A 25,461-nucleotide genomic window follows, 5' to 3' on the forward strand; every position below is an offset into this window, starting at 1 on the left:
ACGGTGTCCCACGAATGACGACGTCTCACGAAATCCAGGAGAGAGGTCCGTTGACAGCCAAAGGTTCGTCAAGCAGCCATCACCGCAAGGACGGCTACGACCTGGTCGTGGTCGCCAACCGGCTCCCGGTCGACTTCACGGTCGACGACGAGGGCGGGGTGGACTGGCAACGGTCGCCCGGCGGCCTGGTCACCGCCCTCGAGCCCGTGATGCGCGAGGCGGACGGCGCCTGGGTCGGCTGGTCCGGCGCCCCCGACCTCGAGCACGAGCCCTTTGAGGCGGACGGCATGCTGCTGGTGCCCGTCGCCCTCAGCGCGCCCGAGATCGAGCGGTACTACGAGGGCTTCTCCAACGACACGCTCTGGCCGCTCTACCACGACGTCATCTCGCCGCCCACCTACCACCGGCAGTGGTGGGACGCGTACCGCCGCGTCAACCGCCGGTTCGCCGAGGCGGCGGCCGCGCAGGCGGCGAAGAACGCCGTCGTGTGGGTGCACGACTACCAGCTCCAGCTGGTGCCGAAGATGCTCCGCGAGCTGCGCCCCGACCTGCGCATCGGCTTCTTCGACCACATCCCGTTCCCCGCGGTCGAGCTGTTCCAGCAGCTGCCGTGGCGCACCCAGATCGTCGAGGGCCTGCTCGGCGCCGACCTCGTCGGCTTCCAGCGCGGCGGCGACGCGTCGAACTTCGTCCGGTCGGTGCGGCGGCTCACCAAGCACACCACCCGCGGCCCGATCATCACGGTCGCGGACGAGGACGGCCGGCCCGCGCGGCACGTGCGCGCGGCGGCGTTCCCCATCTCGATCGACTCCCACCACTTCGACGCGCTCGCGCGCGAGCCCGCGGTGCAGGCCCGCGCCAAGGAGATCCGCGCCGACCTGGGCGACCCGGAGATCATGATGCTGGGCGTCGACCGCCTGGACTACACCAAGGGCATCCGGCACCGCATCAAGTCGTACGGCGAGCTGCTGCAGGACGGCCGCCTCGACGTCGAGCACGCCACGCTCGTGCAGGTGGCCAGCCCCAGCCGCGAGAACGTGGGCGCGTACCAGGACCTGCGCGAGCACGTCGAGGGGCTCGTGGGCCGCATCAACGGCGAGTTCGGCGAGCTCGGGCACTCGGCGATCCACTACCTGCACCACTCCTACCCGCCCGACGAGATGGCCGCCCTGTACCTCGCGGCCGACGTCATGCTCGTGACGTCGTTGCGCGACGGCATGAACCTGGTGGCCAAGGAGTACATCGCGGCACGCTCGGACGAACAGGGCGTGCTGGTGCTCAGCGAGTTCACGGGCGCCGCCGACGAGCTGGCCCCCGGGCCGCTGCTGGTCAACCCGCACGACATCGACGGGATGAAGGACACCATCGTCGCGGCGGCCCACATGCCGCCGCGGGAGCAGCGGCGCCGCATGCGCCGGCTGCGCCGCAAGGTGATGGCCGACGACGTCGCCAAGTGGTCGGAGACGTTCCTCGGGGTGCTCACCGCCATGCCGTCACGGTCGAGCCACGGGTGAGTGACGACCCGGCTGTGAGCGCGGACGACCGTGCCGCGGTGGTCGGCTTCGCCGGCCGGGCCGACCTGTCGACCGCGCGGTGCGCGCGTCTGGTCGCGCTCGACTTCGACGGGACGCTCGCCCCGTTGGTCGACGACCCGTCGGCCTCGACGATGACGCCCGCCGCGCGCGCGGCGGTGGACCGGCTCGCGGCGCTGGCCGCCCGGCCCGCGCCGCCCGGCGGCGACGTGCTGCGGCTCGCGCTCGTGTCCGGGCGCAACCTCACCGACCTGGCCGAGCGTTCCGGCGTGCCCGCCGGCACCTACCTGGTCGGGAGCCACGGCGCGGAGACGGGCAAGGTCACGGCCCACGGCGTCGACGCCGTCCCGCTGCGGCTCACGGACGAGCAGGCGGCGACCCTCGAGCGCCTGCGCGAGGGCCTGCAGGACGCCGTGGACGGGCGCCGGGGCGCGTGGGTGCAGGACAAGCCGAGCGCCGCCGTGCTGCACACCCGCCGCTGCGGGCCGGGCGACGCCGGCGACGCCGCGGCGGACGCCGACGCCCTCGCGGCGCGCCTCGGGCTGCACGCCATGCACGGCAAGGACGTCGTCGAGATCGCCGTCGTGGACACGTCCAAGGGCATCGCCGTCGAGCGTCTGCGCGAGGAGCTGGAGGACGCCGACGACCTGCGGGCGCGGGTGCTTTACGCGGGCGACGACACCACCGACGAGGCCGCGTTCGCCGTGCTCCGCCCCACCGACCTCGGCGTCAAGGTGGGCCCGGGGCCGACGCTCGCGGGACAGCGCGTGGCGGACTCGGACGCGTTGGCGGCCCTGCTGCAGGACCTCGCGGACGCCCTCGAACGCTGAGGACCGGCCCCGGCGGGGTCCTGACCTGGGCTGTGTCAGAACTCACGTCGCGGGCATGTACGATCATCCCGGCACACCGAGACAGGCCGTCCGGCCAGGCTCACGGTGCGCGCGACAACAGAATGTGTCACCGCCGACACGTCAGCGTGAAAGCAACGGCACCCACCCACAACGGATCGTCCGGCACGTACCTGCCGGTGGAGGGATTGCAACCATGGCAACGGTCACTTTCGACCACGCGACGCGCGTCTACCCGGGCACTGAGCGCCCGGCCGTCGACCAGCTCAACCTGCACATCGAGGACGGCGAGTTCCTCGTCCTCGTCGGCCCGTCGGGCTGCGGAAAGTCCACCTCGCTGCGCATGCTCGCCGGCCTGGAGGACGTCAACGGTGGCAGCATCCTCATCGGCGACCGCGACGTCACGGACGTCCAGCCGAAGGACCGCGACATCGCGATGGTGTTCCAGAACTACGCGCTGTACCCGCACATGTCCGTCGCGGACAACATGGGCTTCGCGCTGAAGATCGCCGGCACCCCCAAGGCCGAGATCCGCCAGCGGGTCGAGGAGGCCGCCAAGATCCTCGACCTCACCGAGTACCTGGACCGCAAGCCGAAGGCGCTCTCCGGTGGTCAGCGCCAGCGTGTCGCCATGGGCCGCGCCATCGTGCGCCAGCCGCAGGTGTTCCTCATGGACGAGCCGCTGTCGAACCTCGACGCCAAGCTCCGCGTCCAGACCCGTACGCAGATCGCGTCGCTGCAGCGCCGCCTCGGCGTCACGACCGTCTACGTGACGCACGACCAGACCGAGGCCCTCACCATGGGCGACCGCATCGCGGTGCTCTCGGGTGGTCTGCTGCAGCAGGTCGGCACGCCGCGCGAGATGTACGACACCCCGCAGAACGTCTTCGTCGCGGGCTTCATCGGCTCGCCGGCCATGAACCTCGGCACCTTCGAGATCAAGGACGGCTCCGCCGTCCTCGGCGCCGCGAGCGTCCCGCTCGAGCGCTCGATCATCGACCAGCTCACGGACGCCGACGGCGGCAAGATCACCGTCGGGTTCCGTCCCGAGGCGCTGGACGTCGTCAGCGAGGGCTCGCAGGGCGCGTTCCAGGTCAAGGTCAACCTCGTCGAGGAGCTCGGCTCCGACGCGTTCGTGTACGGCGACCTGCAGAGCAGCACCGCTGACCTGCACTCCGGCTCCTCGGACCAGGTCATCGTGCGCATCGACCCGCGGAACGTCCCCATGAAGGGCGACACGATCAACGTGACGATCAAGCCGGGCCAGGCGCACCTGTTCTCGGCTGCGACGGGCAACCGCCTCAGCTGATCGCACCACCGCGAGGGGCGGGTCCGGCTGCTGCCGGGCCCGCCCCTCGTCGCGTACCCTGACCATCCGGATCGCTGTGCGCAGGGAGACGGCCTACTTCCCGGGTCAGAAGTGGGCCACTGCCATGCTCATCACCGCTAGGAGGAGTCGTGGAACAGCTGCAGATCACCTCGGCGACGCCGGACTCCGCGCTGCTCGACCTGCCGTGGCGCACGCCGCTGGCGGAGTGGCCCGCCGACGTCCTCGCCGCGCTCCCCCGCGGCATCTCCCGGCACGTCGTGCGGTTCGTGCGCCTCGACGGCCGGGTGCTCGCGATCAAGGAGATCAGCGAGAAGGTGGCGTTCCGCGAGTACGAGCTGCTGCGCCAGCTGCGCAAGCTCGAGATCCCGTCGGTGCGGCCCGTGGGCGTCGTGACGGGCCGGCGCGACGACGCCGGGGAGCCGCTCGAGGCGGCGCTCGTCACGGAGCACCTGGCGTTCTCCCTGCCGTACCGCGCCGTGTTCAGCCAGGCCCTGCGCCCCGACACGGCGGCCCGGCTCATCGACGCGCTCGCCGTGCTGCTGGTGCGCGTGCACCTGGTCGGCTTCTACTGGGGCGACGTCTCGCTGTCGAACACGCTGTTCCGGCGCGACGCCCACCAGTTCGCCGCGTACCTCGTGGACGCCGAGACGGGCGACCTGCACCGCGAGCTCTCCCGCGGCCAGCGCGAGTACGACGTCGACCTGGCCCGCACCAACATCATCGGCGAGCTCATGGACCTCGCGGCCGGTGAGCTGCTCGACGAGGAGGTGGACGAGCTCGCCATCGGCGACGCCCTGGTCTCCCGGTACACGGAGCTGTGGGAGGCCCTCACGGGGGTCGAGTCGTTCGGCGCCGACGAGCGCTGGCGGGTCGCGGCCCGCATCGACCGGCTCAACGACCTGGGCTTCGACGTCGGCGAGCTGTCCATCACCACCGACATCGACGGCACCACCGTGCGCATCCAGCCCCAGGTGGTCGACGCCGGCCACCACTCACGGCGCCTCTTCCGGCTCACCGGCCTGGACGTGCAGGACAACCAGGCCCGCCGCCTGCTCAACGACCTCGACTCCTACGTGGCCGCCACGGACCGGCAGGAGGACGACCCGCAGATGGTGGCGCACGACTGGTCGCAGAACGTCTTCCAGCCGACCATCCGCGCCGTCCCCCGCGAGCTGCGCCGCAAGCTCGAGCCGGCGCAGCTGTTCCACGAGATCCTCGACCACCGCTGGTTCATCTCCGAGCAGGCCGGCCGCGACGTCCCCATGCCCGAGGCCACGGCGTCCTACGTGGAGCACGTGCTGCGTCACCGCCCCGACGAGAAGGCCATCCTGGGCCTCCCGCCCGGCGAGCAGGATCCCGAGGCGGACCTCGACGCCGGCCCGGAGGCCGCCCCCGAGGACGACCACTTCCACCTCTCCACCTGACGGGGTAGTCCACCAATCGCCGAGATAGTCCCAGGCTCCGCGAGGTAGTTCGACAATCGCCGAGGTAGTGGTCTGGACCACTACCTCGGCGATTGTCGAACTACCTCGGCGACTTCTGCACTACCTCGGCGAGGCGGCGGCTATTACTCCGCGGCGGCCTGGCGGGCCTGGGCCACCTCGTACAGCGTGATCCCCGCGGCGACGCCGGCGTTGAGCGACTCGACGTCGGAGGAGATGGGGATCGACGCCACGGCGTCGCAGGTCTCGCGGACGAGGCGGGAGAGCCCGTGGCCCTCGGACCCGACGACGAGGACCAGCGGGTCGGTGGCGAACGCAAGGCCGCGCACCTCGGTGTCGCCGCCGGCGTCGAGGCCGACGACGAAGGCGCCCGACTTCTTCAGGTCGGCCAGCGTGCGGGACAGGTTCGTCACCTTGGCGACGGGCACCCGCGCGGCCGCGCCCGCGGACACCTTCCACGCCGACGCGGTGACGCCGGCGGAGCGGCGCGACGGCACGATGACGCCGTGCGCGCCGAAGGCCCCGGCGGAGCGGAGCACGGCGCCGAGGTTGCGCGGGTCGGTGACGCCGTCGAGCGCGACGAACAGGGGCGCCTGCCCGGCCGCGGCCGCGGCGTCGAGCAGGTCCTCGACGTCGGCGTAGTCGTACGGCGGCACCTGCGCGGCGACGCCCTGGTGCACGGACCCCTCGGTGAGGTGGTCGAGCTCGGTGCGGCTCACCTCGAGCAGCTGGACCGACCGGGCGGAGGCGAGCTCGAGGATCTCGCGGGTGCGGTCGTCGTGGTCGATGCGCGCGGCGACGTGCACCGCGGTGACGGGCACGTCGGTGCGCAGCGCCTCGAGCACCGCGTTGCGGCCCGCGACCACCTCGGCGCCGCCCGTGGGCCGGCGGGTGCCGCGGACGACGCCCTTGCTCGCGCCCTTCCGGTCCTGCGCGACCTCGCGCTTCTCGGCGGCCGCCTTGCGCTTGTGCGCGGGGTGGTAGGTGCGGTCCTCCGCCTTCGGCGTCGGCCCCTTGCCCTCGAGCGACTTGCGGCCGTGGCCGCCGGTGCCGACCTGCGCGCCCTTCTTGCTGCCGGCCTTGCGGACGGCGCCGGGGCGCCGGGTGTTGCCTGCCATGGTGTCTCTTCTCTAGCGGTGGTCGAGCCTGTCGAGATCCGACCAGTACATCGGGTGTGGACAGGCTCGACCAGCGGGGGTCAGTCGGTCAGCGTCCAGCGCGCGCCGTCGGCGGAGTCCTGCACGACGACGCCGGCGGCCGCGAGGCGGTCGCGGATCGCGTCGCTGGTGGCCCAGTCCTTCGCCGACCTCGCCGCGGTCCGCGCGTCGAGCTCGGCCGCGACGAGCGAGTCCAGGGCCGAGCGTGCCGTGGTGTCGTCGGAGCCCGCGGCCCACTGCGGGTCGGCGGGGTCGAGCCCGAGGACGTCGAGCATGCCGCGCAGGGCGACGAGCTCCGCCCGCGCCGCGGCGTCGTCGCGCGAGGCCAGCGCGCCGTTGCCGGCGCGCAGGTGCTCGTGCACGGCGGCGAGCGCCGCCGGCACGTTGAGGTCGTCGTCCATGGCCTCGACGAACGCCGCCGGGAGCTCCGCCTTCGCGACCTCGTCCGCGGGGACGGCGCCGACGCGCTCGGTGGCGCGCTCCACGAAGCCGGAGAGGCGCTCCCAGGTGGCGCGCGCCTCGTCCAGGGTGTCGGGCGACCACTCGAGCATGGACCGGTACTGCACCGCGGCGAGCGCGTACCGGATCACGGGCGCGGGGGCCTGCGCGAGCAGCTCGGTCACGAGGAGCCCGTTGCCGAGCGACTTGCTCATCTTGACGCCCTGCTGCGTGACCCACGCGCAGTGCATCCAGCGCTGCGCGAAGCCGTAGCCGGCGGCGCGCGACTGCGCCTGCTCGTTCTCGTGGTGCGGGAACCGCAGGTCGAGGCCGCCGCCGTGGATGTCGAACGCGTCGCCCAGGTAGCGGCGGGCCATCGCGGAGCACTCGAGGTGCCAGCCGGGGCGCCCCCGGCCGAACGGGGTCTCCCACGACGCCGTCGCGGGCTCGCCCGGCTTGGGGGCCTTCCACAGCGCGAAGTCGTGCGGGTCGTGCTTGGCGGAGGCGGCGGCGTCGTCTCCGGTGGGCTCGGGGTTGAGGTCCTCGAGCCGCTGGCGCGTCAGCTCGCCGTAGGCGGGCCACGACCGCACGTCGAACCACACGTCGCCGGGGCCGCTCGTATACGCGTGGCCGCCGTCGACGAGGCGCTGCATCAGCTCCGCCATGTCGGGCACGTGGCCCGTGGCGCGCGGCTCGTAGGTGGGGGGCAGCACGCCGAGCGCGTCGTAGGCGCGCGTGAACATCCGTTCGTGCGCGGCCGCGTGCGCCCACCACTCGACGCCGGCCGCCGCGGCCTTCGCGAGGATCTTGTCGTCGATGTCGGTGACGTTGCGGATCAGCGTGACCCGCAGGCCCGAGCGCTCCAGCCAGCGCCGCAGGATGTCGAACGCGATCACGGGCCGCAGGTGGCCGATGTGGGGCGGGGCCTGCACGGTGGCGCCACACAGGTAGATACCGACCTCGCCCGGGTTCAGGGGGACGAAGGCGCGCACGTCTCGCGTCGCGGTGTCGTACAGGTGCAGGCTCACCGGTCCAGCGTACCGGCCAGCCTCGCCGTCCTCCCTGCTCCCGGGCGGGTGTCCCGGCCCGCGGCCCGCGCGCCCCGGCTCAGCCGAAGGTGCGCCCCTCGCCCCGGTAGGTCGGCACGGTCTCGACGATCTCGTCGCCCCGCACCAGGTGCACCGCGTCGAACCGCTCCATGAGCTCGCCGGCCTTCGCGTGCCGCAGCCACACCCGGTCGCCGACGCCCAGCGGCGGGGCGCCGCGGCGGCGCCGCAGCGGGGTCATGACCTCGCCCGCGCCCTCCCTGCCGGTGAGGGACCAGCCGGCCGTCGCGACGCGCGGCAGGCGCGACCGCCCGGCCGGGCCGGACGCCACGTACCCGCCGCCGAACGCCGTCGCCCAGCCAGGGGCCGGCACGCGCACGACGTCGAGCCCGAAGTAGGCGGCGGGCCGCGGGTCGAACGACCGGTACCCGTCGAACAGGCCGGGCACGAACAGGCCGGAGCCCGCGGTGACCTCGGTGACGGCGGGGCCGGCCGACGACGTCTCGAGCGAGCCCGTGCCGCCGGAGTTCACCAGCGGGACGGCGTGCCCGACGGCGGCGCGCACCGCGTCCCGCACCTCGGCGCGACGCCGGTCCAGGTCGGTCACGGACAGCCGCTTGACCAGCCGGACGGCGGGGTTGGTGTCCGGCAGGCCGGCCACCTGCGCCTCGTAGAACATGAGGCCGCGCAGCCGGGCGCCGGGCAGCTCCTCGACGCGGCGGGCGAGCGTCGCGACGTCCTCCGGGCTGCGCAGCGGCGACCGGCGCGTGCCCAGGTGCACCTGCGCCGGGCCGACCCCGACGCGCAGCGACGCGTCCACGTCCAGGCAGACCGACACGTCGGGCAGGGCTTCCGCGGCGGTGCCGGGCGGGAGCGCCGCGGAGCGCAGCGCCGCGCCCAGCAGCTCGAGCTGGGCGACGTCGTCCGTCATGAGGGTGACCTCGCGGCGCGCGCCGACGTCGGCGGCCAGCCGCGCCAGGGCGTCCCGGTCGACCGTGGGGTAGCCGACGAGGACGTCGCGCACCCCCTCCTGGACCAGCCACAGCGCCTCGGCGAGGGAGAACGCCATGACGCCCTCGAAACCCGCGTCGAGCGCCCGGCCCACGAGCGAGCGCACCCGCACCGACTTGCTCGCCACCCGCACGGGCACCCCGCGTGCGCGCCGTCGCAGGTCCGCCGCGTTGGCGTCGAAGGCGTCCAGGTCGACCACGGCCAGGGGCCCCGGCAGGTGCGCGGTCGCGCGGGCCAGCCGCTCCGTCAGGGTCATGGCGGCACGCTACACCGGACGTCGCCGGCCCCGGCACCGCCCCGGGCACCGCCCGCGACACCTCACCCTGGAGTCCACCCGGAGGTCCACCCGGAGGGGGATCCGTGGCGGCGGGCGCCCGTGGCAGAGTGTGCGCGTGACTTCGAGCACCGTCGCCCGCACGCCTGCCTCCGCCGCCTCCGACGTCCCGCTGCGCACGTGGGGCGGCACGCACTCCTGGCGCCCCGCCCGCCGGGTCGCGCCGCACGACGAGGGCGAGCTCGGCGCCGTCGTCGCCGGTGCCGCGGCCGAGGGTCTCCGGGTGCGCGCGATGGGCGCGGGCCACTCGTTCACGGCGGCGGCCATCACCGACGGCGTCCACCTCGGCCTCGACCACCTGAGCGGGGTCGAGGCGGTCGCGCCGCAGACCGACGGCACGTCGCTGGTCACGGTGCGCGCGGGCACCCGGCTGCACGACCTCAACCGGCTGCTCGCCATGCTCGGCCTCGCGATGCGCAACCTCGGCGACATCGACCGCCAGTCGGTGGCGGGCGCGATCTCCACGGGCACGCACGGCACCGGCGCGCGCCTCGGCGGCCTCGCGACGCAGGTCCGCGGCGTCCGCGTGGTCGGCGCCGACGGCGCGGTCCGGGCGGCGTCCGACGCCGCGGCGCCCGGCAGCCCGGAGCGCGAGCTGTTCGAGGTGGCGCGGCTGGGGCTCGGGACGGCGGGCGTGCTGTCGGCCGTGACCCTCGAGGTCGTGCCCGCGTTCTGGCTGCGCGCGCAGGAGGAGCCCTGGCCGCTGGACCGGGTGCTGGAGCAGCTCGACGAGTACGTCGACGACAACGACCACGCGGAGTTCTACTGGTTCCCCGGCACCCGCCGGGCGCTGACGAAACGCAACAACCGCGCGACGACCGACGAGGTCGACGCCTGGGCCGCCGCGCGCGCCGGCACCCCGGGCGCGGTGCGCACGGCCGGCGCCCGCGCCCGCGCGCTGCTCGACGAGGAGGTGCTGTCCAACGGCGCCTTCGAGGTGGTGAACCGGCTCGCGTTCGCCGCGCCCGGCCTCGTGCCCCGGCTCAACGCGGTCAGCGCGCGGGCGCTGGGCGCGAAGACGTACGTGGCGCCGTCGGCCGACGTGTTCGTCACCCGGCGCCGCGTGCGGTTCGTCGAGATGGAGTACGCCCTCCCCCGTGCCGCCCTGCGGGGCGTGCTCGACGAGCTCGACGCCTGGCTGCGCGCGTCCGGCGAGCCCGTCCCGTTCCCCGTCGAGGTGCGGTTCGCCGCCGCCGACGACGTCTGGCTGTCCACCGCCCACGGCCGCGAGACCGCGTACGTGGCGGTGCACCAGTACGCCCCGATGCCGCACCAGCGGTACTTCAGCGCCGCCGAGCAGATCTTCGCCGCCGCAGGCGGCCGCCCGCACTGGGGCAAGCTGCACACCCGCACCGCGGAGGAGCTGGCCGCCCACTACCCGCTGGACGACGTCGCCCGCGTGCGCGCCGCCGTCGACCCCGACGGCGTCTTCCGCAACGACTACACGGACACCGTCCTCGGCCTCCAGCGCTAGGGCGTCAGTCGCGCGGCCGCGGCGCCCACGGGGCGGACAGCGCGGCCGGGAGGTGCACCGCGACGCGCAGCCCGCCGTCGGGCAGGGCGGCGACGGCGAGCGCGCCGTCGTGCGCCTCGGCGATGCTCCGGACGATCGCGAGCCCGAGGCCGACGCCCGCGTGGTCGCCCCGCGTGCGCCCGCTGCCGCGCTGGAAGGGCTCGGTGAGGGTGCCGACGAGCTCCGGCGGCACCCGCTCTCCGGTGTTCTCGACGGTGAGATCGACGGCGCCCGGCCGGGCGGCGGTGCGCACCTGCACGGTGCCGGCCTCCGGCAGGTTGTGGACGATCGCGTTGTGCACGAGGTTCGTCGCCAGCTGCAGCAGGAGCGCGGGCGAGCCCGTCGTGAGGGCGACGACGCCCGACGTGCGGACGGCGACGCCGTGCTTGTCGGCCAGCGGCAGCAGCGTCTCGGTGGCCTCCTCCGCGACGAGGGACAGGTCGACCCGCTCGCGGGCGAAGGACCGCTGCTCGGCGCGGCTGAGCAGGAGCAGGGCCTCGGTGAGGTCGATCGCCCGGGTGTTGACGGCCTGGAGCCGGTCGAGGAGCTCGGCGGTGTCGCGCCGCGGGTCCTGGCGGGCCACCTCGAGGACGGTCTGCGTGATCGCCAGCGGGGTGCGCAGCTCGTGGGAGGCGTTGGCCGCGAACCGCTGCTGCTCGGCGACCTGGGCCTCCAGCCGCGCGAGCATGGCGTCGAAGGCGTCGGCGAGCTCGCGGAACTCGTCGTCGCGGCCCGGCAGGTGGATGCGGTGCGTGAGGGAGCCCTCGGCGGCCAGCCGCGTGGCGGCGGTGATGCGGTTCAGCGGGGCGAGCATGCGGCCGGCGAGCAGCCAGCCGCCCACCAGGCCGAGCACCAGGAGGAAGACCAGCGCCCAGGCCACCCGCGGGGCGAAGGCGCGCTCGAGGTCGGACCGGTTGGGCACGAACTGCCCGGGCCCCGGCCGGACGGCGGTGACGACCACGGACTCGGGCACGTACCGCAGCAGGAACACCCACACCACCGCCAGCAGCAGGGCTCCGGCCACCACGAGGAAGGCCGCGTAGCTGAGCGTGAGCCTGAGCCGGACGCTGGGCCCGGGCCTCCTCCTAGCCACGCCCGCCGCCGTCGGCCGGCCCGGTGTCGATGCGGTAGCCGACGCCGGGCACGGTGACGATCACCCAGGGCTCGCCGAGCCGCTTGCGCAGCGCCGAGACGGTGATCCGGACGGCGTTGGTGAACGGGTCGGCGTTCTCGTCCCAGGCCCGCTCCAGCAGCTCCTCGGCACTGACGACGCCGCCCTCGGCCGCGACGAGCACGTCCAGCACCGCGAACTGCTTGCGCGTGAGAGCCACGTACCGGCCGTCCCGGTAGACCTCGCGGCGGAACGGGTCCACCCGCAGGCCGGCGGTCTCCCGCACCGGCGGCCGGCTGTGCGCGCGCCGCCGGTCGAGCGCCCGGAGCCGCAGCACCAGCTCCCGGAGGGCGAAGGGCTTGGTGAGGTAGTCGTCGGCCCCCAGCTCGAACCCGGTGGCCTTGTCGTCGAGACGGTCCGCCGCCGTGAGCATGAGGATCGGCATCCCGCTGCCGGACGCGACGATGCTCGCGGCGATCTCGTCGCCGGACGGGCCCGGGACGTCCCGGTCGAGCACGGCGATGTCGTAGGCGTTGACGCTCAGCAGCTCCAGCGCGGTGTCGCCGTCCCCGGCGACGTCGGCCGCGATGGCCTCGAGCCGCAGCCCGTCGCGGACGGCCTCCGCCAGGTACGGCTCGTCCTCGACGATCAGCACGCGCATCCTTCGATGCTACGGACCGGCACCTGTCGTCGGCGTATCGAAACCTGCATACGTGGCGGCAACGGCGTGGCCGCTCGACTGGGCGCATGTCCCCCCGAGAACTCGCTCCCGCGACGGCCCGCCGGACCCGGCCGGCCGTCCTCGCCGCCCTGACCGCCGTCCTCGCGGCGTCCGCCGTCGCCGCCTGCCAGGCGACGCCGACCCCGCCGCCGACCTCCGTCGCGCCGGCGGCGGCCCCCGGCCGACCGGACGGCCGCGGCGACGCGGCGCGCTCCGAGAGCCCCGACGGTGCCGACGGCACCGTCCCCGACGGCACGACCGTCTTCGACGACGCGCTGCCGGCCGTGGCGAACCTCGACCCCGCGCTGCGGGACGCCCTGCAGGACGCGGCGAGGGACGCCGCCGACGACGGCATCACGTTCGACGTCACCAGCGGCTGGCGCTCGGCGGACTACCAGGACCGGCTGCTGCGCGAGGCGGTCGCCCAGTACGGCTCCGCCGCGGAGGCCGCCCGCTGGGTCGCCACCGCGAGCACGTCGCCGCACGTGTCCGGGGACGCCGTCGACCTGGCGCAGACCGGCGCCACGGAGTGGCTGTCCGGCCGCGGCGCCGCGTACCGGCTGTGCCAGGTCTACCGCAACGAGCCCTGGCACTACGAGCTGCGCCCCGCCGCCGTCGACGACGGCTGCCCGGACATGTACGCCGACCCGTCCGAGGACCCGCGGATGCAGCAGTGAGCCGGTCGCCGCGGCGTGCCTACGCCGCCGAGCGCGGTGCCACCAGCGCGGTGGCGATCGCGGCGACCCCCTCGCCGCGGCCGGTGAGGCCCAGCCCGTCGGTGGTGGTGGCGCTGAGGGACACCGGCGCCCCGGCGGCGGCGGACAGGGCGGCCTCGGCCTCGGCCCGGCGGGGCCCGACCTTGGGCCGGTTGCCGATCACCTGCACGGCGACGTTCCCGATCTCGAATCCGGCCGCGCGGACGCGGCGCGCCGCCTCGGCCAGCAGGGTGGCGCCCGCGGCGCCGGCCCACTCGGGCTCGCTGGTGCCGAAGTGCGTGCCGAGGTCGCCGATGCCCGCGGCGGAGAACAGCGCGTCGGCGGCCGCATGTGCGGCGACGTCGGCGTCCGAGTGACCTGCCAGGGGCCGCTCCCCCGGCCAGCGCAGGCCGCCCAGCCAGAGCTCGCGGTCGGAGCCCTCCGGGGCGTACGCGTGCACGTCGACGCCGAGGCCGGTGCGGGGCAGGGTCACGACGTCTCCTCGAGCAGCAGTCCGGCCACCGTCAGGTCCCGCTCGGTGGTGATCTTGAGGGCCGCCTCGTCGCCCTCGACGACGTGCACGGTCTCGCCGAGCGCCTCGACGAGGCCGGCGTCGTCCGTCGCGGCCCGGCCCTCGGTCGCCGCGCGGGCGGAGCCCTCGGCGTGCGCGCGTCCCAGGAGGGCCCGGTCGAAGCCCTGCGGGGTCTGGACCGCGCGCAGCAGCGCGCGGTCCGGGGTCTCCACCACGCGCTCGACGGCGGGGCCCGTCGTCCCGGCCGCGGCCTCCGCCAGGCGTGCGGCGACCCTCTTGACGGTGTCCGTGACGGGCAGGCCCGGCACGACGGCGCGGTGGCCGGCCCGCACGGCGGCGGCGACGCGACGCACCAGCGCGGGCGGGGCGAGCGGACGGGCCGCGTCGTGCACCAGCACGACGTCGTCGTCGGGCCCGGCGAGCGCGAGCCCCGCGGCGACGGAGGCCTGCCGGGTGGCGCCGCCCTCGACCACGCGGACCGGCACGTCGACGTGGGGATCCTGGGCGAGCACGTCGCGCACCGCCGCGTCGAGGCCGGCCGGGCACGTCACGACCAACGTGTCGACGACGCCCGACGACGCGAGGCGGCGGGCCGCGTGCACCACCAGGGGGAAGCCGGCCAGGTCGACCAGCGCCTTCGGCAGGTCGCGGCCGAGACGGGTCCCGGACCCCGCGGCGGTCAGGATCGCGAGCGTCGTCACGGCGTCACGGTACCGGAACGACGACGGCGACCCTCGGCAGGTGCCGGGGGTCGCCGTCGTGCAGCGCTGGTGACGCGGGGCCTCAGGAGGCGAGGACCTCGTCGATGATGGCGCCGGCCTTCTCCTCGTCGACGCCCTCGGCGAGCGCGACCTCGGACTCGAGGATCTGGCGAGCCTTGGCGAGCATGCGCTTCTCGCCCGCCGAGAGGCCACGGTCGGCGTCGCGGCGCGACAGGTCACGCACGACCTCGCCGACCTTGATCACGTCGCCGGACGCGAGCTTCTCGAGGTTCGCCTTGTACCGGCGCGACCAGTTGGTCGGTTCCTCCGTGTACGGCGCGCGCAGCACCTCGAAGACGCGGTCCAGCCCCTGCTGGTCGACCACGTCGCGCACACCGACGAGGTCGACGTTCTCCGCCGGGACCTCGATGGTCAGGTCGCCCTGGGCAACCTTGAGCTTGAGGTACATCTTCTCCTCGCCACGGATCTTCCGCGTCTTGATCTCTTCGATCAGCGCGGCGCCGTGATGCGGGTAGACAACCGTCTCGCCTACTGTGAACGTCATCTGCAGATGTCCCCTTTCCCAATCGACGAGTTTATCACGCGGGTGCCGACACTCCGGTGCCCCGCGCTCTCCCAGCCACACCTCGCCGTACGCATCTTCGCAGGTCAGAGGCCTGAAGGTGCCGCCTGGGACGCAGCACCCACCCGGCATCGTTAGGATGTTCGCGGGCCCCCTGCAGGCCCGTCCCACCGCGTCGAGCGGGCGGGAACCCTGACGTCCAGCGCCCGCGCCGCCCCGGCGCCTGCGAGCGCCGCCTTCGAAGGAGAGCACGTGTCCCGCTCCGCCCGCCCCGCACGCACCGTCGCCGCCGCCAGCGTCCTGGCGGGTGCCCTGCTGCTGGCCGCCTGCTCCCCCACGATCACCACCAAGCCCTACGCCCCGTCGGACGGCGTGCGCGTCAACCTCACCGACCATGTGCGCGGCATCAACCTCATGGTCGTGACGAACGGAGAGGGCGAGCCCGGCGCGCTGCTCGGCGCGCTGGCCAACGACTCGGCCGAGGACGTGACCTTCGAGCTCACGGCCGAGGGCACCGAGCCGATGACCCTCGACGTGCCCGCCGGCCAGACGGTCTACCTGAGCGCGCAGCCCGCGGGCGACCAGGTCGTCGACGCCGTGATCGACAGCGTCGCCACGCACCCCGGCGGCGACCTCGACTCGACCCTCTCCGGCGCCGGCGTCGACGAGGACTTCTCCCTGCCCGTCATGGACGGCGGCCTGCCCGAGTACGCGGCCTACGTGCCGGACGCCTCGAGCCTCTGATCTCGCGGGGCCAGACGCCCTCGCCGAGATAGAGAGGCCTTTCGCCGAGATAGAGAAGAGGCACGGACCGTAGCGGCTACGGTCCGTGCCTCTTCTCTATCTCGGCGAAAGGCCTCTCTATCTCGGCAGGGTCATCCGAAGCGGCCGGAGACGTAGTCCTCCGTGGCCTGCTCGGCCGGCGTCGAGAAGATGGTCGACGTGTCGTTCATCTCGATGAGGCGGCCGGGCTTGCCCGTGCCCGCGATGTTGAAGAACGCCGTGCGGTCGCTGACGCGCGCCGCCTGCTGCATGTTGTGGGTCACGATGACGATCGTGTAGTCCTGCTTCAGCTCGCCGATGAGGTCCTCGATCGCGAGGGTCGAGATCGGGTCGAGCGCGGAGCACGGCTCGTCCATGAGCAGCACCTGCGGCTTCACCGCGATGGCGCGGGCGATGCAGAGGCGCTGCTGCTGGCCGCCCGACAGGCCGGACCCCGGGCGCTCGAGGCGGTCCTTGACCTCGTTCCACAGGTTGGCGCCGCGCAGCGAGGTCTCCACCAGCTCCTCGGCGTCCGAACGGCTGATGCGCCGGTTGTTGAGCTTCACGCCCGCCAGCACGTTGTCCCGGATGGACATGGTGGGGAACGGGTTCGGCCGCTGGAAGACCATCCCCACGTTGCGGCGCACCGCCACGGGGTCGATGTCGTCCCCGTACAGGTCGACGCCCTCCATCTCGACGGTGCCCTCCACGCGAGCGCCCGGGATCACCTCGTGCATCCGGTTGAGCGTGCGCAGGTACGTCGACTTGCCGCAGCCCGACGGGCCGATGAACGCCGTCACCGACTTCGGGTCGATCGTCATCGACACGTCCTGCACGGCGAGGAAGTCGCCGTAGTAGATGTTGAGGTCCTTCACGTCGATGCGCTGTGCCATCGTCTGTCTCTTTCTGGTGGGCTGCGGCGGGCGGCGGCTGCGGGTCAGCGCAGCTTCGGGGAGAACCAGCGGTTCACCAGCCGGCCGATGAGGTTGAGGGCGAGCACCAGGACGATCAGCACGAGCGCCGCGCCCCACGCGTTCTGGATCGCGATGTCGGCCACGCAGGTCGCGGACTCGCCGCCCGGGCAGGTGGCCAGGCCCTGGCTGTACTGACGGTAGGCGAAGACCGGCAGCGTCATCATGCGGCCCTCGAAGGGGTCGAAGTTGATCGAGTCGGTGACGCCGACCGTCACGAGCAGGGGCGCCGTCTCGCCGATGACGCGGGCCACCGCGAGCAGGATGCCGGTCGTGAGCCCGGCCACGGACGTGCGGAGCACGACCTTGACGATGGTCAGCCACTTCGGCACGCCGAGGGCGTAGGCCGCCTCCCGCAGCTCGTTCGGGACGAGCTTGAGCATCTCCTCGCAGGACCGCACGACCACCGGGATCATCAGCACGGACAGTGCGACGGCGCCGATGACGCCCATCCGCACGCCCGGTCCGAGGATCAGCGTGAACAAGGAGACCGCGAACAGGCCGGCGACGATCGACGGGATGCCCGTCATGACGTCGACGAAGAAGGTCACCGAGCGGGCGAGGGCGCCCTTGCCGTACTCGACGAGGTAGACGGCGGCGAGCAGGCCGATCGGCACCGAGATCACCGTGGCCAGGGCCGTGATGATCAGCGTGCCGACGATGGCGTGGTAGATGCCGCCGCTCGGGTCGCCGCCGAAGATGTTGCGCATCGACAGGGTCAGGAAGTCCATGCTGATGCGGGCGGCGCCGTTGCTGAGCACCGTCCAGATCAGGGACACGAGCGGGGCCATCGCCACGACGAACGCACCCCAGATGAGGACCGTCATCGTGCGGTCCTTGCGGCGGCGGGCGCCGTCGGCGCCGGTCAGCGCGGCCCGCGTGCGGGCGGTGGCGTCGGTGGGGTCCACGGTGGTCGTGCTCATCAGTTGGCCCCCGAGAATTCCTTGCGCCGCGCCACGATCGCGCGTGCGCCCATGTTGACGGCCAGCGTGATGACGAACAGCACGAGGCCGGTGGCGATCAGCGTGTTCACCGCGAGGCCGCTCGCCTCCGGGAAGTCCAGCGCGATGTACGCGGCGATGGTCTGCTGCTGTGCGCTGTCGAGGATCCGGAAGGAGTACAGGAACCCGGGCGACAGGATCATCAGGACGGCCATCGTCTCGCCGAGCGCGCGGCCCAGGCCGAGCATGGCGGCCGAGACGACGCCGGACCGGCCGAACGGCAGCACCGCGGTGCGGACCATCTCCCAGCGGGTGGCTCCGAGCGCGAGCGCGGCCTCCTCGTGGAGCTTCGGCGTCTGCAGGAAGACCTCGCGGGCGACGGCGGTGATGATCGGCAGGATCATCACCGCGAGCACCACCGAGACGGTCGCCAGCACGCGGGAGGTGGGCGACACCGGCCCGGCGAAGAGCGGGAACCAGCCGAGCACCGAGTTGAGCCACTCCCACAGCGGGAGGGCGGCCGGGCCGAGCACGAAGATGCCCCACAGGCCGTAGATGACGGACGGGACGGCCGCCAGCAGGTCCACCAGGTACCCGAGGAGCTGGGCCAGCCGTCGCGGCGCGTAGTGCGAGATGAACAGCGCGATCCCCATCGCGACGGGGGTGGCGAGCGCGAGGGCGAGGGCGGCCGCGAGCAGCGTGCCGAACACGAGCGGGCCCACGTACTCGAGCAGCGACGTGTCGTCGGGGTATCGCGGCACCGACGCGGCCAGCTCGTCCGAGCCGGCGGTCAGCGCGGGCCATGCCTGCTGCAGCAGGAACACCGCGACGGCGGCCAGCACCGCCAGGATCAGGACGCCCGAGCCGACGGCGATCCAACGGAAGCCGCGGTTGAAGCCGCGGTCGGTGGTGCGGCGGCGCCGACGTGGTCGACCCGGCGCCCGCTCGGGGGGCGGGCTGACGGTGGTGGTCACTCGTACTCCTCGTCCATCGTGCTGTGGTGACACCGCCGGTCGAGCCTGTCGAGACCAGGTCCTCTGGTCCCGACGGGCTCGACCGACGACGGGCGCTCCATGCGGTACGTGTCCGGTCAGCCGGCCGTGATCGCCTCGATCGACGGCTGCACCGCGTCGCGGATGTCGGACGACAGCGGGGCGGAGCCCGCGGCGTCGGCGGACACCTGCTGGCCCTCCTCGCTCACGATGTAGGACAGGTAGCCCTTGACCAGGTCGGCCTGGGCCTGGTCGGCGTAGGTGCCGCAGGCCAGCAGGTACGAGACCAGGACCACCGGGTAGGTGCCGGCGACGTCACGCTTGAGCTCGATCGAGTACACGCCGTCCGTGGTGCCCTCGGCACGCGGCGACTGCGCGACGACCTCGGCGGCCGCCTCGGCGCTGTACGGCACGAACTCGTCGCCCACGCCGACCGCCACGGTGCCCAGGTCGGAGATCTGGGAGGCGTCGGCGTAGGTGATCGTGCCCTCGCCGGACTGCGCGGCCGAGACCACGCCGGAGGTGCCCTGCGCCGACTCCTGACCCTCGATCGGCCACACGCCCTCGGGCTCGTGGTCCCAGGCGTCCGGAGCGGCCTCGTGCAGGTAGGCCTGGAAGTTCTCGGTGGTGCCCGAGTCGTCCGAGCGGTGCACCACGGTGATGGCGGTGTCCGGGAGCTCGGCGTCGGGGTTGTCGGCGGCGATCGCCTTGTCGTTCCAGGTCGTGATGTCGCCCGAGAAGATCTGCGCGATCACGTCCGGCTTGAGGTTCAGCGTGTCGACGCCCTCGAGGTTGAAGGCCACGGCGATCGGGCTCACGTAGCCCGGGAACTCGATGACGCCGCCGTCGCCGCACTGGGCCTCGGCCGCCGTCATCTCGTCGTCGTCCAGGGCGGCGTCGGAGCCGGCGAAGCCGTACGAGCCGTCGGTGAAGCCGGTGCGGCCACCGCCGGAGCCCACCGGGTCGTAGTTGACGGTGACGTCGGGGTTGGCCGTCTGGAAGCCGGCGCGCCACGCCTCCTGGGCGGACTCCTGCGACGAGGCACCGCCACCGCTGAGCTCACCCGAGAGGGTGGAGGCGGCGCCGTCCGCGCCGCCGGTCGACTCCGCGCCGGGGGCGGCCGGGTCCGAGCCGCAGGCGGCGAGGGTCAGGGCCAGCGCGCCGACCGCGACAGCGGATCCAGCACGGGAGAATCGGCTGAGCTTCACGTCTCGTTCCATCCTGTTCACACGGAGTGGCACCGGCGAAGCGCCGGCGTTCGTGAGGAACGCTAGGCACGCAAGGTGGCCCGGGACCCAGGAGCAGATGAACGACGGGTGAACAGTGCGGGGACACCCGTCACCTGAGGGTCTCAGCCCGCCCGGCAGCTCGCCGGGGCAGGACGACGATCGCCGAGGTCGTTCGTCGGGGCCACCTGCAGAAGGTGCAGGCTGCCCGGGCGAACGACCCCGGCGATCGTCGGACGGTTCGGCTAGGTCAGGCGTCGTCGTCGGCGAGCTTGTAGCCCAGCCCGCGGACCGTGAGGAGCAGCTTCGGCGCCCCCGGGTCGGGCTCGATCTTCGAGCGGATCCGCTTCACGTGAACGTCGAGCGTCTTCGTGTCGCCCACGTAGTCGGCACCCCACACCCGGTCGATGAGCTGCCCGCGGGTGAGCACCCGCCCGGCGTTGCGCAGCAGCAGCTCGAGCAGGTCGAACTCCTTGAGCGGCAGCGACACCGTGCCGCCCTCCACCGTCACCGTGTGGCGCTCCACGTCCATGCGCACGGACCCGACCTCGAGCACGGGCTCGCCGTCGTCGTCGTGCCCGTTCGAGCCCGCCTCCGGGGACGCCGGCCCACGGCGGCGCATCACCGCGCGCATGCGCGCCAGCAGCTCCCGGAAGGAGTACGGCTTCGTGACGTAGTCGTCCGCGCCCAGCTCGAGGCCCACGACCTTGTCGATCTCGGAGTCCTTGGCCGTCAGCATGATGACGGGCACGTCACCGCGCTGCCGCAGCTCACGGCACACCTCCGTGCCGGACAGGCCGGGCAGCATGAGGTCGAGCAGCACCAGGTCCGCGCCGCCGTCGTCGTAGGCGGCCAGCGCGTCCACCCCGTTCGAGGCCTCCACGACCTCGAAGCCCTCCCGGGTCAGCTGATATGTCAGGGGGTCCCGGTAGGACTCCTCGTCCTCGACCACCAGGATGCGCGTCACGCACCTACCTCCTCGTCCGTGCCCTCGGCGGGCTGCTGTTCGTGCGGAAGCTCGTGCGGCAGGTCTGCCGCGGGGATACGCAGGGTGAACGTGGAGCCCTTGCCGGGCTCGGACCACATCTGCACGTCGCCGCCGTGGTCGGCCGCGACGTGCTTGACGATGCTCAGGCCCAGTCCGGTGCCGCCCGTGTCGCGCGAGCGCGCCGGGTCCACGCGGTAGAACCGTTCGAAGACGCGGTCCTGCTCGTCCGCGGCGATGCCGACGCCCTGGTCGACGACGTCGATCTCCACCAGGCCGTTGCGCTCGCGCACGCCCACGCCGACGCGGGTGTTCTCGGCGGAGTACGCCACGGCGTTGTCGAGCAGGTTGCGCACCGCCGTGACGAGCAGGTTGTGGTCGCCGAAGACGAGCACGTCCGCCGTGCCGCCCACGGTGATGGCGATGTTCTTGGCCTGCGCCGTGGTCCGCGCGCGGTCCACGGCCTCGTCGACGACGTCGCGCACCGGGATCGTGCTGACCTCCTGCAGCGCGCCCGCCACCTGCAGGCGCGACAGCTCGATGATCTCCTGCACCAGCGCCGACAGCCGCGTGGCCTCCGCCTGCATCCGCTGGGTGAAGCGGCGCACCGCGACGGGGTCGTCCGCGGCGTCCTGCACGGTCTCGGCCAGCAGCGCGAGCGCGCCGACCGGCGTCTTCAGCTCGTGGGAGACGTTGACGACGAAGTCGCGCCGGATGGCCTCGACGCGCCGCGCCTCCGTGCGGTCCTCCGCAAGCACGAGCAGCTTGTCCGGCCCCACCGGCGCCACCCGGACCTGCAGGAGGACCGTGCCGGAGCCGATCGGCCCGCGCGCCAGCTCGAGCTCCTGCTCGCGGATCACGCCGTCGCGGCGCACCTCGCGCACCAGGTCGATGATCGCCGGGTGCTGCAGCGCGTCGTTGCGCACCACCCCCAGCGCGTACGCCGGCGGCGAGGCGCGCACCACGTCGTCGTCCTCGTCCAGGACGACCGCGGCCGACCGCAGCACCGCGAGCACGCGGACGAGCCCCTCGTCGAGCTCGGCGCTCGGCGCCTCGGGCGAGCGGCGCTGGGCGCGCTCGGAGAAGCGGAAGGCGAGGGTTGCGACCACGCCTACCGCCACTCCGAAGATGCCCGCGACCATCGCGGCCACGCCCTGGATGATTCCGTCCACGGCAGCAGCCTAGGTCGCACGGTGGTAGGAATCCGTCGCGGAGCGGAACTGCTCAGCGAGCCGTCGCCCACTGTTCACCTTCGACCCTCCTCGAGTTCACCTGGGCGCCCCCGCCACGTCCACGGGGCGTGGCACGCTGGAGGCAGAACACTTCACCCGAGAGGAACGCGATGCGAGAGATCTTCGAGGCCGAGCTGCGCCAGGTCGGCGACGACCTCATCGAGATGAGCCGGCTCGTCGAGTCGGCCATCCGGCGCGCGGGCGACGCCCTGCTCGAGGCCGACCACCTGCTGGCGCAGGAGGTCATCGCCTCCGACCACGCCATCGACCGGCTCGAGAGCGAGCTCGACGAGCGCTGCGTGTACCTGCTCGCGCAGCAGGCGCCGGTCGCCACCGACCTGCGCGTCATCATCTCCGCGCTGCGCATCAGCGCCACGCTCGAGCGGATGGGCGACCTCGCCCGGCACGTCGCCCAGATCGCGCGCGGCCGCTACCCGGCCCAGGCCGTGCCCGGGCCGGCGCGGGAGACGTTCGTCAAGATGCACGGGGCCGCCGTGCACGTCGCCCAGCGCACGACGGCGCTGCTCGCGACGCGCGACGTCGCCCTGGCCGCCGAGGTCGAGCAGGACGACGACCTGCTCGACGCCCTGCACCAGGACACCTTCGCGGCGATGCTGGACCCCGAGTGGCCCGGCACCGTGCAGGAGACGATCGACGTGACCCTGCTCGGCCGCTACTACGAGCGGTTCGGCGACCACGGGGTCTCCGTCGCCCGCCGCATCACCTTCCTCGTCACCGGCAACTTCGACGACGAGCACGCGCGCGCCGACGTCTGAGGCACAACCCCGCTCCCGGGCAGGACGGCGGGGTAGGCCGAGATCTCTTGTCGCGAGGCGCACCATCCGGTCGCTCGTTCCTCGCGACCTCCCGCCGGGCCCGCCAGCCTCGCGACAAGAGATCTCGGCCTACCCCGCCTCGCTCGTCCCTGCGGCAGGCGGGGTGGCGGCGCGGGTGGCGGCGACCCGTCGCTCCGGGTCCATCAGGACGTCGACCGCGTCGATCCGCTGCTCGACGGCGGACGGCAGGCCGCGCACCGCCTCGCCGGCGGCGTCGCGCAGCAGCTCCGGCAGGCCGCGCAGGCCGCGGAAGGGCCGGTCGTAGAACGGCTCGGTCGCGCGGCCGGCGAGTGCCGGCAGCCCGAGGGCGCGCTGCCGCTCGTGCAGGGCGTCGCAGGCGTCGCCGAGCGCGGCGTCGCGGTCCTGCCAGGACGACGCCGCGAGCGCCCGGTCGAGGTGCGGCCCCGCCGTCGCCGCCGACGGCGTGCCGGCGAACGCCGTGCCCAGCCACTTGGGGTAGGGCGGCCAGCGCTGCTCCAGCAGCAGGCCCAGCCGCAGCAGCGAGGCCGCCAGGCGTGCGGCGAGGACGCGGGAGCCGACGTCGTCGCCGCGATAGCCGGTGCGCCCGACGAAGGGCAGCTCCTGCCCGACCCGCGCCCACTCGGCGGCGAGCACGTGCAGCCAGACGTCGTCCGGGTACCAGCGCAGGCGCTCCCGGATCCGCGTGAGCTCTCCCGGACCGTCGTGGAAGACGGCCCCGGCGGTCATCTCCAGCACGGACTGCCCCGTGAGCGACAGCCAGCCCGCGGCGTCGAGGTCGGTCGTCGGGTCCAGCCCCAGCCTCGACCTCGCGAACCCGCGCGGCGTGGCGACCTCCACGCGGTGCCGCACCACCGGGTCCCAGGTGGTGGCGAAGCGGGTCGGCAGGCCGGCGTGCTCGGTCGGCAGCGCGCCCTCCAGGTACCCGTCGACCGCGGCGACGTCCGCCTCGTCGACGAGCAGCGTGAGCCGCAGCCCCCAGTCGTGGTCGCGCGACGTCTCGTCGTCGAGCCCCAGCACGTCCGAGCCGCTGCCCAGCCGGGCCGCCGCGTGGGGCAGGCCCGGGCGCCACGCCTCGAGCAGAGGGTGGACGACGTCGTCGTCGTAGGCCCGTGCGAGCCCGATGCCGGTGGTCACGCGGCCATGCTGCCAGCATGACGGCACAGAAAAGCCGGGACGGGGCCGCACCTGATGGCGGCCTCGTCCCGGCTTCGCTGTCTCGGCAGCTCTACTTGCCCTGGTTCGCGACGGCCGCGATGGCGTCCTTCGCGGCCTCCGGGTCGAGGTACGTGCCGCCCGGGTTGGTGGGCTTCAGCGTCTCCTCGTCCAGCTCGTAGACCAGCGGGATGCCGGTGGGGATGTTCAGCCCGGCGATGGTCTGGTCGTCGACGCCGTCGAGGTGCTTGACGATCGCGCGCAGCGAGTTGCCGTGCGCCGCGACGAGGACGGTCTTGCCGGCCCGGAGGTCGGGCACGATCTCGCCCTCCCAGTACGGCAGGGCCCGGTCGAGCACCTGCTTGAGGGCCTCGGCGCGCGGGATGGGCTCACCGGCGTAGCGCACGTCGGCGTCCTGCGAGAACTCCGAGCCGAGCTCGATGTCCGGCGGCGGCACGTCGTAGGAACGGCGCCAGAGCATGAACTGCTCCTCGCCGTACTGGTCGCGCACCTGCTTCTTGTCCTTGCCCTGCAGGTCGCCGTAGTGGCGCTCGTTGAGGCGCCAGTTCCGCTTCACGGGGATCCAGTGCAGGTCCGCGGCGTCGAGCGCCAGGTTCGCCGTGTTGATGGCGCGGCGCAGGAGCGAGGTGTGCACGACGTCGGGCGAGACGTCGGCCTCCTTCAGCAGGTCGCCACCGCGCTTCGCCTCCGCGGTGCCCTTCTCCGACAGCGGCACGTCCACCCAGCCGGTGAAGAGGTTCTTCGCGTTCCACTCGCTCTCGCCGTGGCGGAGCAGCACGAGGGTGTAGGTCATGGGGACCATCCTGCCTTCTCCCCCGCGCCGCCCGCACCGTCGGTCGGATCCCGGACGGTGGGCGTCCGGCTCGGGCGCCCACCGTCCCGCGTCGGGTCAGGCGTCCACGCGCTCCAGCACGAAGACCGGGATCTGGCGGTCGGTCTTCGCCTGGTAGTCGGCGTAGTCGGGGTACGCGGCCACGGACCGCTCCCACCACAGGGCCTTCTCGTCGCCCGTGACCTCGCGGGCGACGTACTCGTGCGTCTCCGGGCCGTCCTGCAGTTCGACCTTCGGGTTCGCGACGACGTTGTAGTACCAGACCGGGTGCTTCGGGGCGCCGCCCAGCGAGGCGACGACGGCGTACGTGCCCTCGTGCTCGACGCGCATGAGCGGGGTCTTGCGGAGCTTGCCCGACCTCGCCCCGACGGTCGTGAGGACGACGACCGGCATGCCGCGCATCGTCGTGCCCTTCGTGCCGCCCGACGACTCGTACAGCTCCACCTGGTCGGCGGCTCGGGCGGACGGGCTGGGTGCGTACTCTCCGGTGATCGGCATGCACGGTGCAATCACATGCCCGGGCGATCCATTCCCG

25 protein-coding genes are annotated in these 25,461 nt (G+C 73.5%); 8 read left to right on the forward strand and 17 right to left on the reverse strand.

Annotation, left to right across the window (positions count from 1 at the left end):
* The first annotated feature begins 14 nt into the window (after positions 1 to 14).
* The 4 genes from ACQFYA_RS17310 to ACQFYA_RS17325 all read left to right on the forward strand — a co-directional run bounded on the left by ACQFYA_RS17310 (position 15) and on the right by ACQFYA_RS17325 (position 5,134).
* The gene (locus tag ACQFYA_RS17310; RefSeq protein WP_499126219.1) at positions 15 to 1,514 is read left to right on the forward strand and encodes an alpha,alpha-trehalose-phosphate synthase (UDP-forming); all 1,500 of its coding nucleotides are present in this window, start codon (positions 15 to 17) and stop codon (positions 1,512 to 1,514) included.
* 14 nt (positions 1,515 to 1,528) lie between these two features.
* Positions 1,529 to 2,362 carry a trehalose-phosphatase gene (gene otsB, locus ACQFYA_RS17315; RefSeq protein WP_499126221.1) on the forward strand — a complete coding sequence of 278 codons (834 nt, stop codon included), beginning with the start codon at positions 1,529 to 1,531 and terminating at the stop codon, positions 2,360 to 2,362.
* A gap of 214 nt (positions 2,363 to 2,576) precedes the next feature.
* Positions 2,577 to 3,689: an ABC transporter ATP-binding protein gene (locus ACQFYA_RS17320; protein WP_499126222.1), complete on the forward strand. Its 1,113-nt coding sequence runs from the start codon at positions 2,577 to 2,579 to the stop codon at positions 3,687 to 3,689.
* A gap of 149 nt (positions 3,690 to 3,838) precedes the next feature.
* Complete coding sequence (locus ACQFYA_RS17325) at positions 3,839 to 5,134, forward strand: DUF4032 domain-containing protein (protein WP_499126223.1); 1,296 nt, start codon at positions 3,839 to 3,841, stop codon at positions 5,132 to 5,134.
* Positions 5,135 to 5,277: 143 nt separating this feature from the next.
* Here the strand turns inward: ACQFYA_RS17325 and rlmB are convergent, their stop codons facing one another.
* The 3 genes from rlmB to ACQFYA_RS17340 all read right to left on the reverse strand — a co-directional run bounded on the left by rlmB (position 5,278) and on the right by ACQFYA_RS17340 (position 9,060).
* The gene (rlmB, locus tag ACQFYA_RS17330; RefSeq protein WP_499126225.1) at positions 5,278 to 6,270 is read right to left on the reverse strand and encodes a 23S rRNA (guanosine(2251)-2'-O)-methyltransferase RlmB; all 993 of its coding nucleotides are present in this window, start codon (positions 6,268 to 6,270) and stop codon (positions 5,278 to 5,280) included.
* Between the two features lie 80 nt (positions 6,271 to 6,350).
* Positions 6,351 to 7,775, reverse strand: a complete 1,425-nt coding sequence (cysS, locus tag ACQFYA_RS17335) for a cysteine--tRNA ligase (protein ID WP_499126226.1) — start codon at positions 7,773 to 7,775, stop codon at positions 6,351 to 6,353.
* A 79-nt stretch (positions 7,776 to 7,854) separates the two neighbouring features.
* Positions 7,855 to 9,060 carry an alanine racemase gene (locus tag ACQFYA_RS17340; RefSeq protein ID WP_499126228.1) on the reverse strand — a complete coding sequence of 402 codons (1,206 nt, stop codon included), beginning with the start codon at positions 9,058 to 9,060 and terminating at the stop codon, positions 7,855 to 7,857.
* Between the two features lie 190 nt (positions 9,061 to 9,250).
* On the opposite strand from ACQFYA_RS17340, the gene ACQFYA_RS17345 reads away from it, so the two are divergent.
* Positions 9,251 to 10,612 (forward strand): D-arabinono-1,4-lactone oxidase, encoded by a 1,362-nt coding sequence (locus tag ACQFYA_RS17345; RefSeq protein ID WP_499127587.1) that lies wholly within the window; start codon positions 9,251 to 9,253, stop codon positions 10,610 to 10,612.
* A 4-nt stretch (positions 10,613 to 10,616) separates the two neighbouring features.
* Here the strand turns inward: ACQFYA_RS17345 and ACQFYA_RS17350 are convergent, their stop codons facing one another.
* Both ACQFYA_RS17350 and ACQFYA_RS17355 read right to left on the reverse strand, forming a co-directional pair.
* Positions 10,617 to 11,744 carry a sensor histidine kinase gene (locus ACQFYA_RS17350; protein WP_499126230.1) on the reverse strand — a complete coding sequence of 376 codons (1,128 nt, stop codon included), beginning with the start codon at positions 11,742 to 11,744 and terminating at the stop codon, positions 10,617 to 10,619.
* A complete protein-coding gene (locus tag ACQFYA_RS17355; protein ID WP_499126232.1) occupies positions 11,737 to 12,423 on the reverse strand; it encodes a response regulator transcription factor in 687 nt (228 codons plus the stop codon). Before ACQFYA_RS17355 ends, ACQFYA_RS17350 begins: the two co-directional genes overlap by 8 nt.
* Positions 12,424 to 12,509: 86 nt before the next feature.
* Between ACQFYA_RS17355 and ACQFYA_RS17360 the strand changes: the two genes are divergently transcribed.
* Positions 12,510 to 13,160, forward strand: a complete 651-nt coding sequence (locus ACQFYA_RS17360) for a D-alanyl-D-alanine carboxypeptidase family protein (protein WP_499126233.1) — start codon at positions 12,510 to 12,512, stop codon at positions 13,158 to 13,160.
* Positions 13,161 to 13,179: 19 nt separating this feature from the next.
* Here the strand turns inward: ACQFYA_RS17360 and ispF are convergent, their stop codons facing one another.
* The 3 genes from ispF to ACQFYA_RS17375 all read right to left on the reverse strand — a co-directional run bounded on the left by ispF (position 13,180) and on the right by ACQFYA_RS17375 (position 14,976).
* Entirely contained in the window at positions 13,180 to 13,671 is a 492-nt protein-coding gene (gene ispF, locus ACQFYA_RS17365) for a 2-C-methyl-D-erythritol 2,4-cyclodiphosphate synthase (protein ID WP_499126235.1), read from the reverse strand.
* Positions 13,668 to 14,411 (reverse strand): 2-C-methyl-D-erythritol 4-phosphate cytidylyltransferase, encoded by a 744-nt coding sequence (gene ispD / locus ACQFYA_RS17370; protein ID WP_499126238.1) that lies wholly within the window; start codon positions 14,409 to 14,411, stop codon positions 13,668 to 13,670. The genes ispF and ispD overlap by 4 nt, the downstream gene beginning before the upstream one ends.
* 82 nt (positions 14,412 to 14,493) lie before the next feature.
* Positions 14,494 to 14,976, reverse strand: a complete 483-nt coding sequence (locus tag ACQFYA_RS17375) for a CarD family transcriptional regulator (protein WP_079570762.1) — start codon at positions 14,974 to 14,976, stop codon at positions 14,494 to 14,496.
* A 270-nt stretch (positions 14,977 to 15,246) separates the two neighbouring features.
* Between ACQFYA_RS17375 and ACQFYA_RS17380 the strand changes: the two genes are divergently transcribed.
* Complete coding sequence (locus tag ACQFYA_RS17380; protein ID WP_499126240.1) at positions 15,247 to 15,738, forward strand: hypothetical protein; 492 nt, start codon at positions 15,247 to 15,249, stop codon at positions 15,736 to 15,738.
* A 131-nt stretch (positions 15,739 to 15,869) separates the two neighbouring features.
* On the opposite strand, the gene pstB is transcribed toward ACQFYA_RS17380, so the two are convergent.
* From pstB to ACQFYA_RS17410, 6 genes are all read right to left on the reverse strand, one after another.
* Positions 15,870 to 16,649: a phosphate ABC transporter ATP-binding protein PstB gene (gene pstB / locus ACQFYA_RS17385; protein ID WP_499126242.1), complete on the reverse strand. Its 780-nt coding sequence runs from the start codon at positions 16,647 to 16,649 to the stop codon at positions 15,870 to 15,872.
* Between the two features lie 44 nt (positions 16,650 to 16,693).
* Complete coding sequence (pstA, locus tag ACQFYA_RS17390; protein WP_499126244.1) at positions 16,694 to 17,650, reverse strand: phosphate ABC transporter permease PstA; 957 nt, start codon at positions 17,648 to 17,650, stop codon at positions 16,694 to 16,696.
* Complete coding sequence (gene pstC / locus ACQFYA_RS17395) at positions 17,650 to 18,642, reverse strand: phosphate ABC transporter permease subunit PstC (protein ID WP_499126246.1); 993 nt, start codon at positions 18,640 to 18,642, stop codon at positions 17,650 to 17,652. Before pstC ends, pstA begins: the two co-directional genes overlap by 1 nt.
* A gap of 116 nt (positions 18,643 to 18,758) precedes the next feature.
* Positions 18,759 to 19,868, reverse strand: a complete 1,110-nt coding sequence (locus ACQFYA_RS17400) for a phosphate ABC transporter substrate-binding protein PstS (protein WP_499126248.1) — start codon at positions 19,866 to 19,868, stop codon at positions 18,759 to 18,761.
* 268 nt (positions 19,869 to 20,136) lie between these two features.
* On the reverse strand, positions 20,137 to 20,853 hold the full coding sequence (locus ACQFYA_RS17405) for a response regulator transcription factor (RefSeq protein WP_499126249.1): 717 nt from the start codon (positions 20,851 to 20,853) through the stop codon (positions 20,137 to 20,139).
* A complete protein-coding gene (locus ACQFYA_RS17410) occupies positions 20,850 to 22,043 on the reverse strand; it encodes a sensor histidine kinase (RefSeq protein WP_499126251.1) in 1,194 nt (397 codons plus the stop codon). Before ACQFYA_RS17410 ends, ACQFYA_RS17405 begins: the two co-directional genes overlap by 4 nt.
* Positions 22,044 to 22,213: 170 nt before the next feature.
* On the opposite strand from ACQFYA_RS17410, the gene phoU reads away from it, so the two are divergent.
* Complete coding sequence (phoU, locus tag ACQFYA_RS17415) at positions 22,214 to 22,879, forward strand: phosphate signaling complex protein PhoU (protein WP_499126254.1); 666 nt, start codon at positions 22,214 to 22,216, stop codon at positions 22,877 to 22,879.
* 129 nt (positions 22,880 to 23,008) lie between these two features.
* Here the strand turns inward: phoU and ACQFYA_RS17420 are convergent, their stop codons facing one another.
* From ACQFYA_RS17420 to ACQFYA_RS17430, 3 genes are all read right to left on the reverse strand, one after another.
* Positions 23,009 to 24,055 (reverse strand): DUF4037 domain-containing protein, encoded by a 1,047-nt coding sequence (locus tag ACQFYA_RS17420; protein ID WP_499126255.1) that lies wholly within the window; start codon positions 24,053 to 24,055, stop codon positions 23,009 to 23,011.
* 91 nt (positions 24,056 to 24,146) lie between these two features.
* The gene (locus ACQFYA_RS17425) at positions 24,147 to 24,887 is read right to left on the reverse strand and encodes a phosphoglyceromutase (RefSeq protein ID WP_499126257.1); all 741 of its coding nucleotides are present in this window, start codon (positions 24,885 to 24,887) and stop codon (positions 24,147 to 24,149) included.
* A gap of 96 nt (positions 24,888 to 24,983) precedes the next feature.
* Positions 24,984 to 25,424 carry a nitroreductase family deazaflavin-dependent oxidoreductase gene (locus tag ACQFYA_RS17430; RefSeq protein WP_499126258.1) on the reverse strand — a complete coding sequence of 147 codons (441 nt, stop codon included), beginning with the start codon at positions 25,422 to 25,424 and terminating at the stop codon, positions 24,984 to 24,986.
* Positions 25,425 to 25,461: the final 37 nt, after the last annotated feature.

Source organism: Promicromonospora sp. Marseille-Q5078, assembly GCF_050315395.1.
GTDB lineage: Bacteria > Actinomycetota > Actinomycetes > Actinomycetales > Cellulomonadaceae > Isoptericola.

Bases quoted from the DNA above. Each gene is read 5' to 3' on its own strand.
- ACQFYA_RS17310 (WP_499126219.1), top strand. From the start codon at position 15: ATGACGACGTCTCACGAAATCCAGGAGAGAGGTCCGTTGACAGCCAAA.
- ACQFYA_RS17425 (WP_499126257.1), bottom strand. From the start codon at position 24,887: ATGACCTACACCCTCGTGCTGCTCCGCCACGGCGAGAGCGAGTGGAAC.
- ACQFYA_RS17320 (WP_499126222.1), top strand. From the start codon at position 2,577: ATGGCAACGGTCACTTTCGACCACGCGACGCGCGTCTACCCGGGCACT.
- ACQFYA_RS17340 (WP_499126228.1), bottom strand. From the start codon at position 9,060: ATGACCCTGACGGAGCGGCTGGCCCGCGCGACCGCGCACCTGCCGGGG.
- ACQFYA_RS17430 (WP_499126258.1), bottom strand. From the start codon at position 25,424: ATGCCGATCACCGGAGAGTACGCACCCAGCCCGTCCGCCCGAGCCGCC.
- ACQFYA_RS17360 (WP_499126233.1), top strand. From the start codon at position 12,510: ATGTCCCCCCGAGAACTCGCTCCCGCGACGGCCCGCCGGACCCGGCCG.
- pstB (WP_499126242.1), bottom strand. From the start codon at position 16,649: ATGGCACAGCGCATCGACGTGAAGGACCTCAACATCTACTACGGCGAC.
- rlmB (WP_499126225.1), bottom strand. From the start codon at position 6,270: ATGGCAGGCAACACCCGGCGCCCCGGCGCCGTCCGCAAGGCCGGCAGC.
- phoU (WP_499126254.1), top strand. From the start codon at position 22,214: ATGCGAGAGATCTTCGAGGCCGAGCTGCGCCAGGTCGGCGACGACCTC.
- pstA (WP_499126244.1), bottom strand. From the start codon at position 17,650: ATGAGCACGACCACCGTGGACCCCACCGACGCCACCGCCCGCACGCGG.
- ACQFYA_RS17355 (WP_499126232.1), bottom strand. From the start codon at position 12,423: ATGCGCGTGCTGATCGTCGAGGACGAGCCGTACCTGGCGGAGGCCGTC.
- ACQFYA_RS17375 (WP_079570762.1), bottom strand. From the start codon at position 14,976: ATGACGTTCACAGTAGGCGAGACGGTTGTCTACCCGCATCACGGCGCC.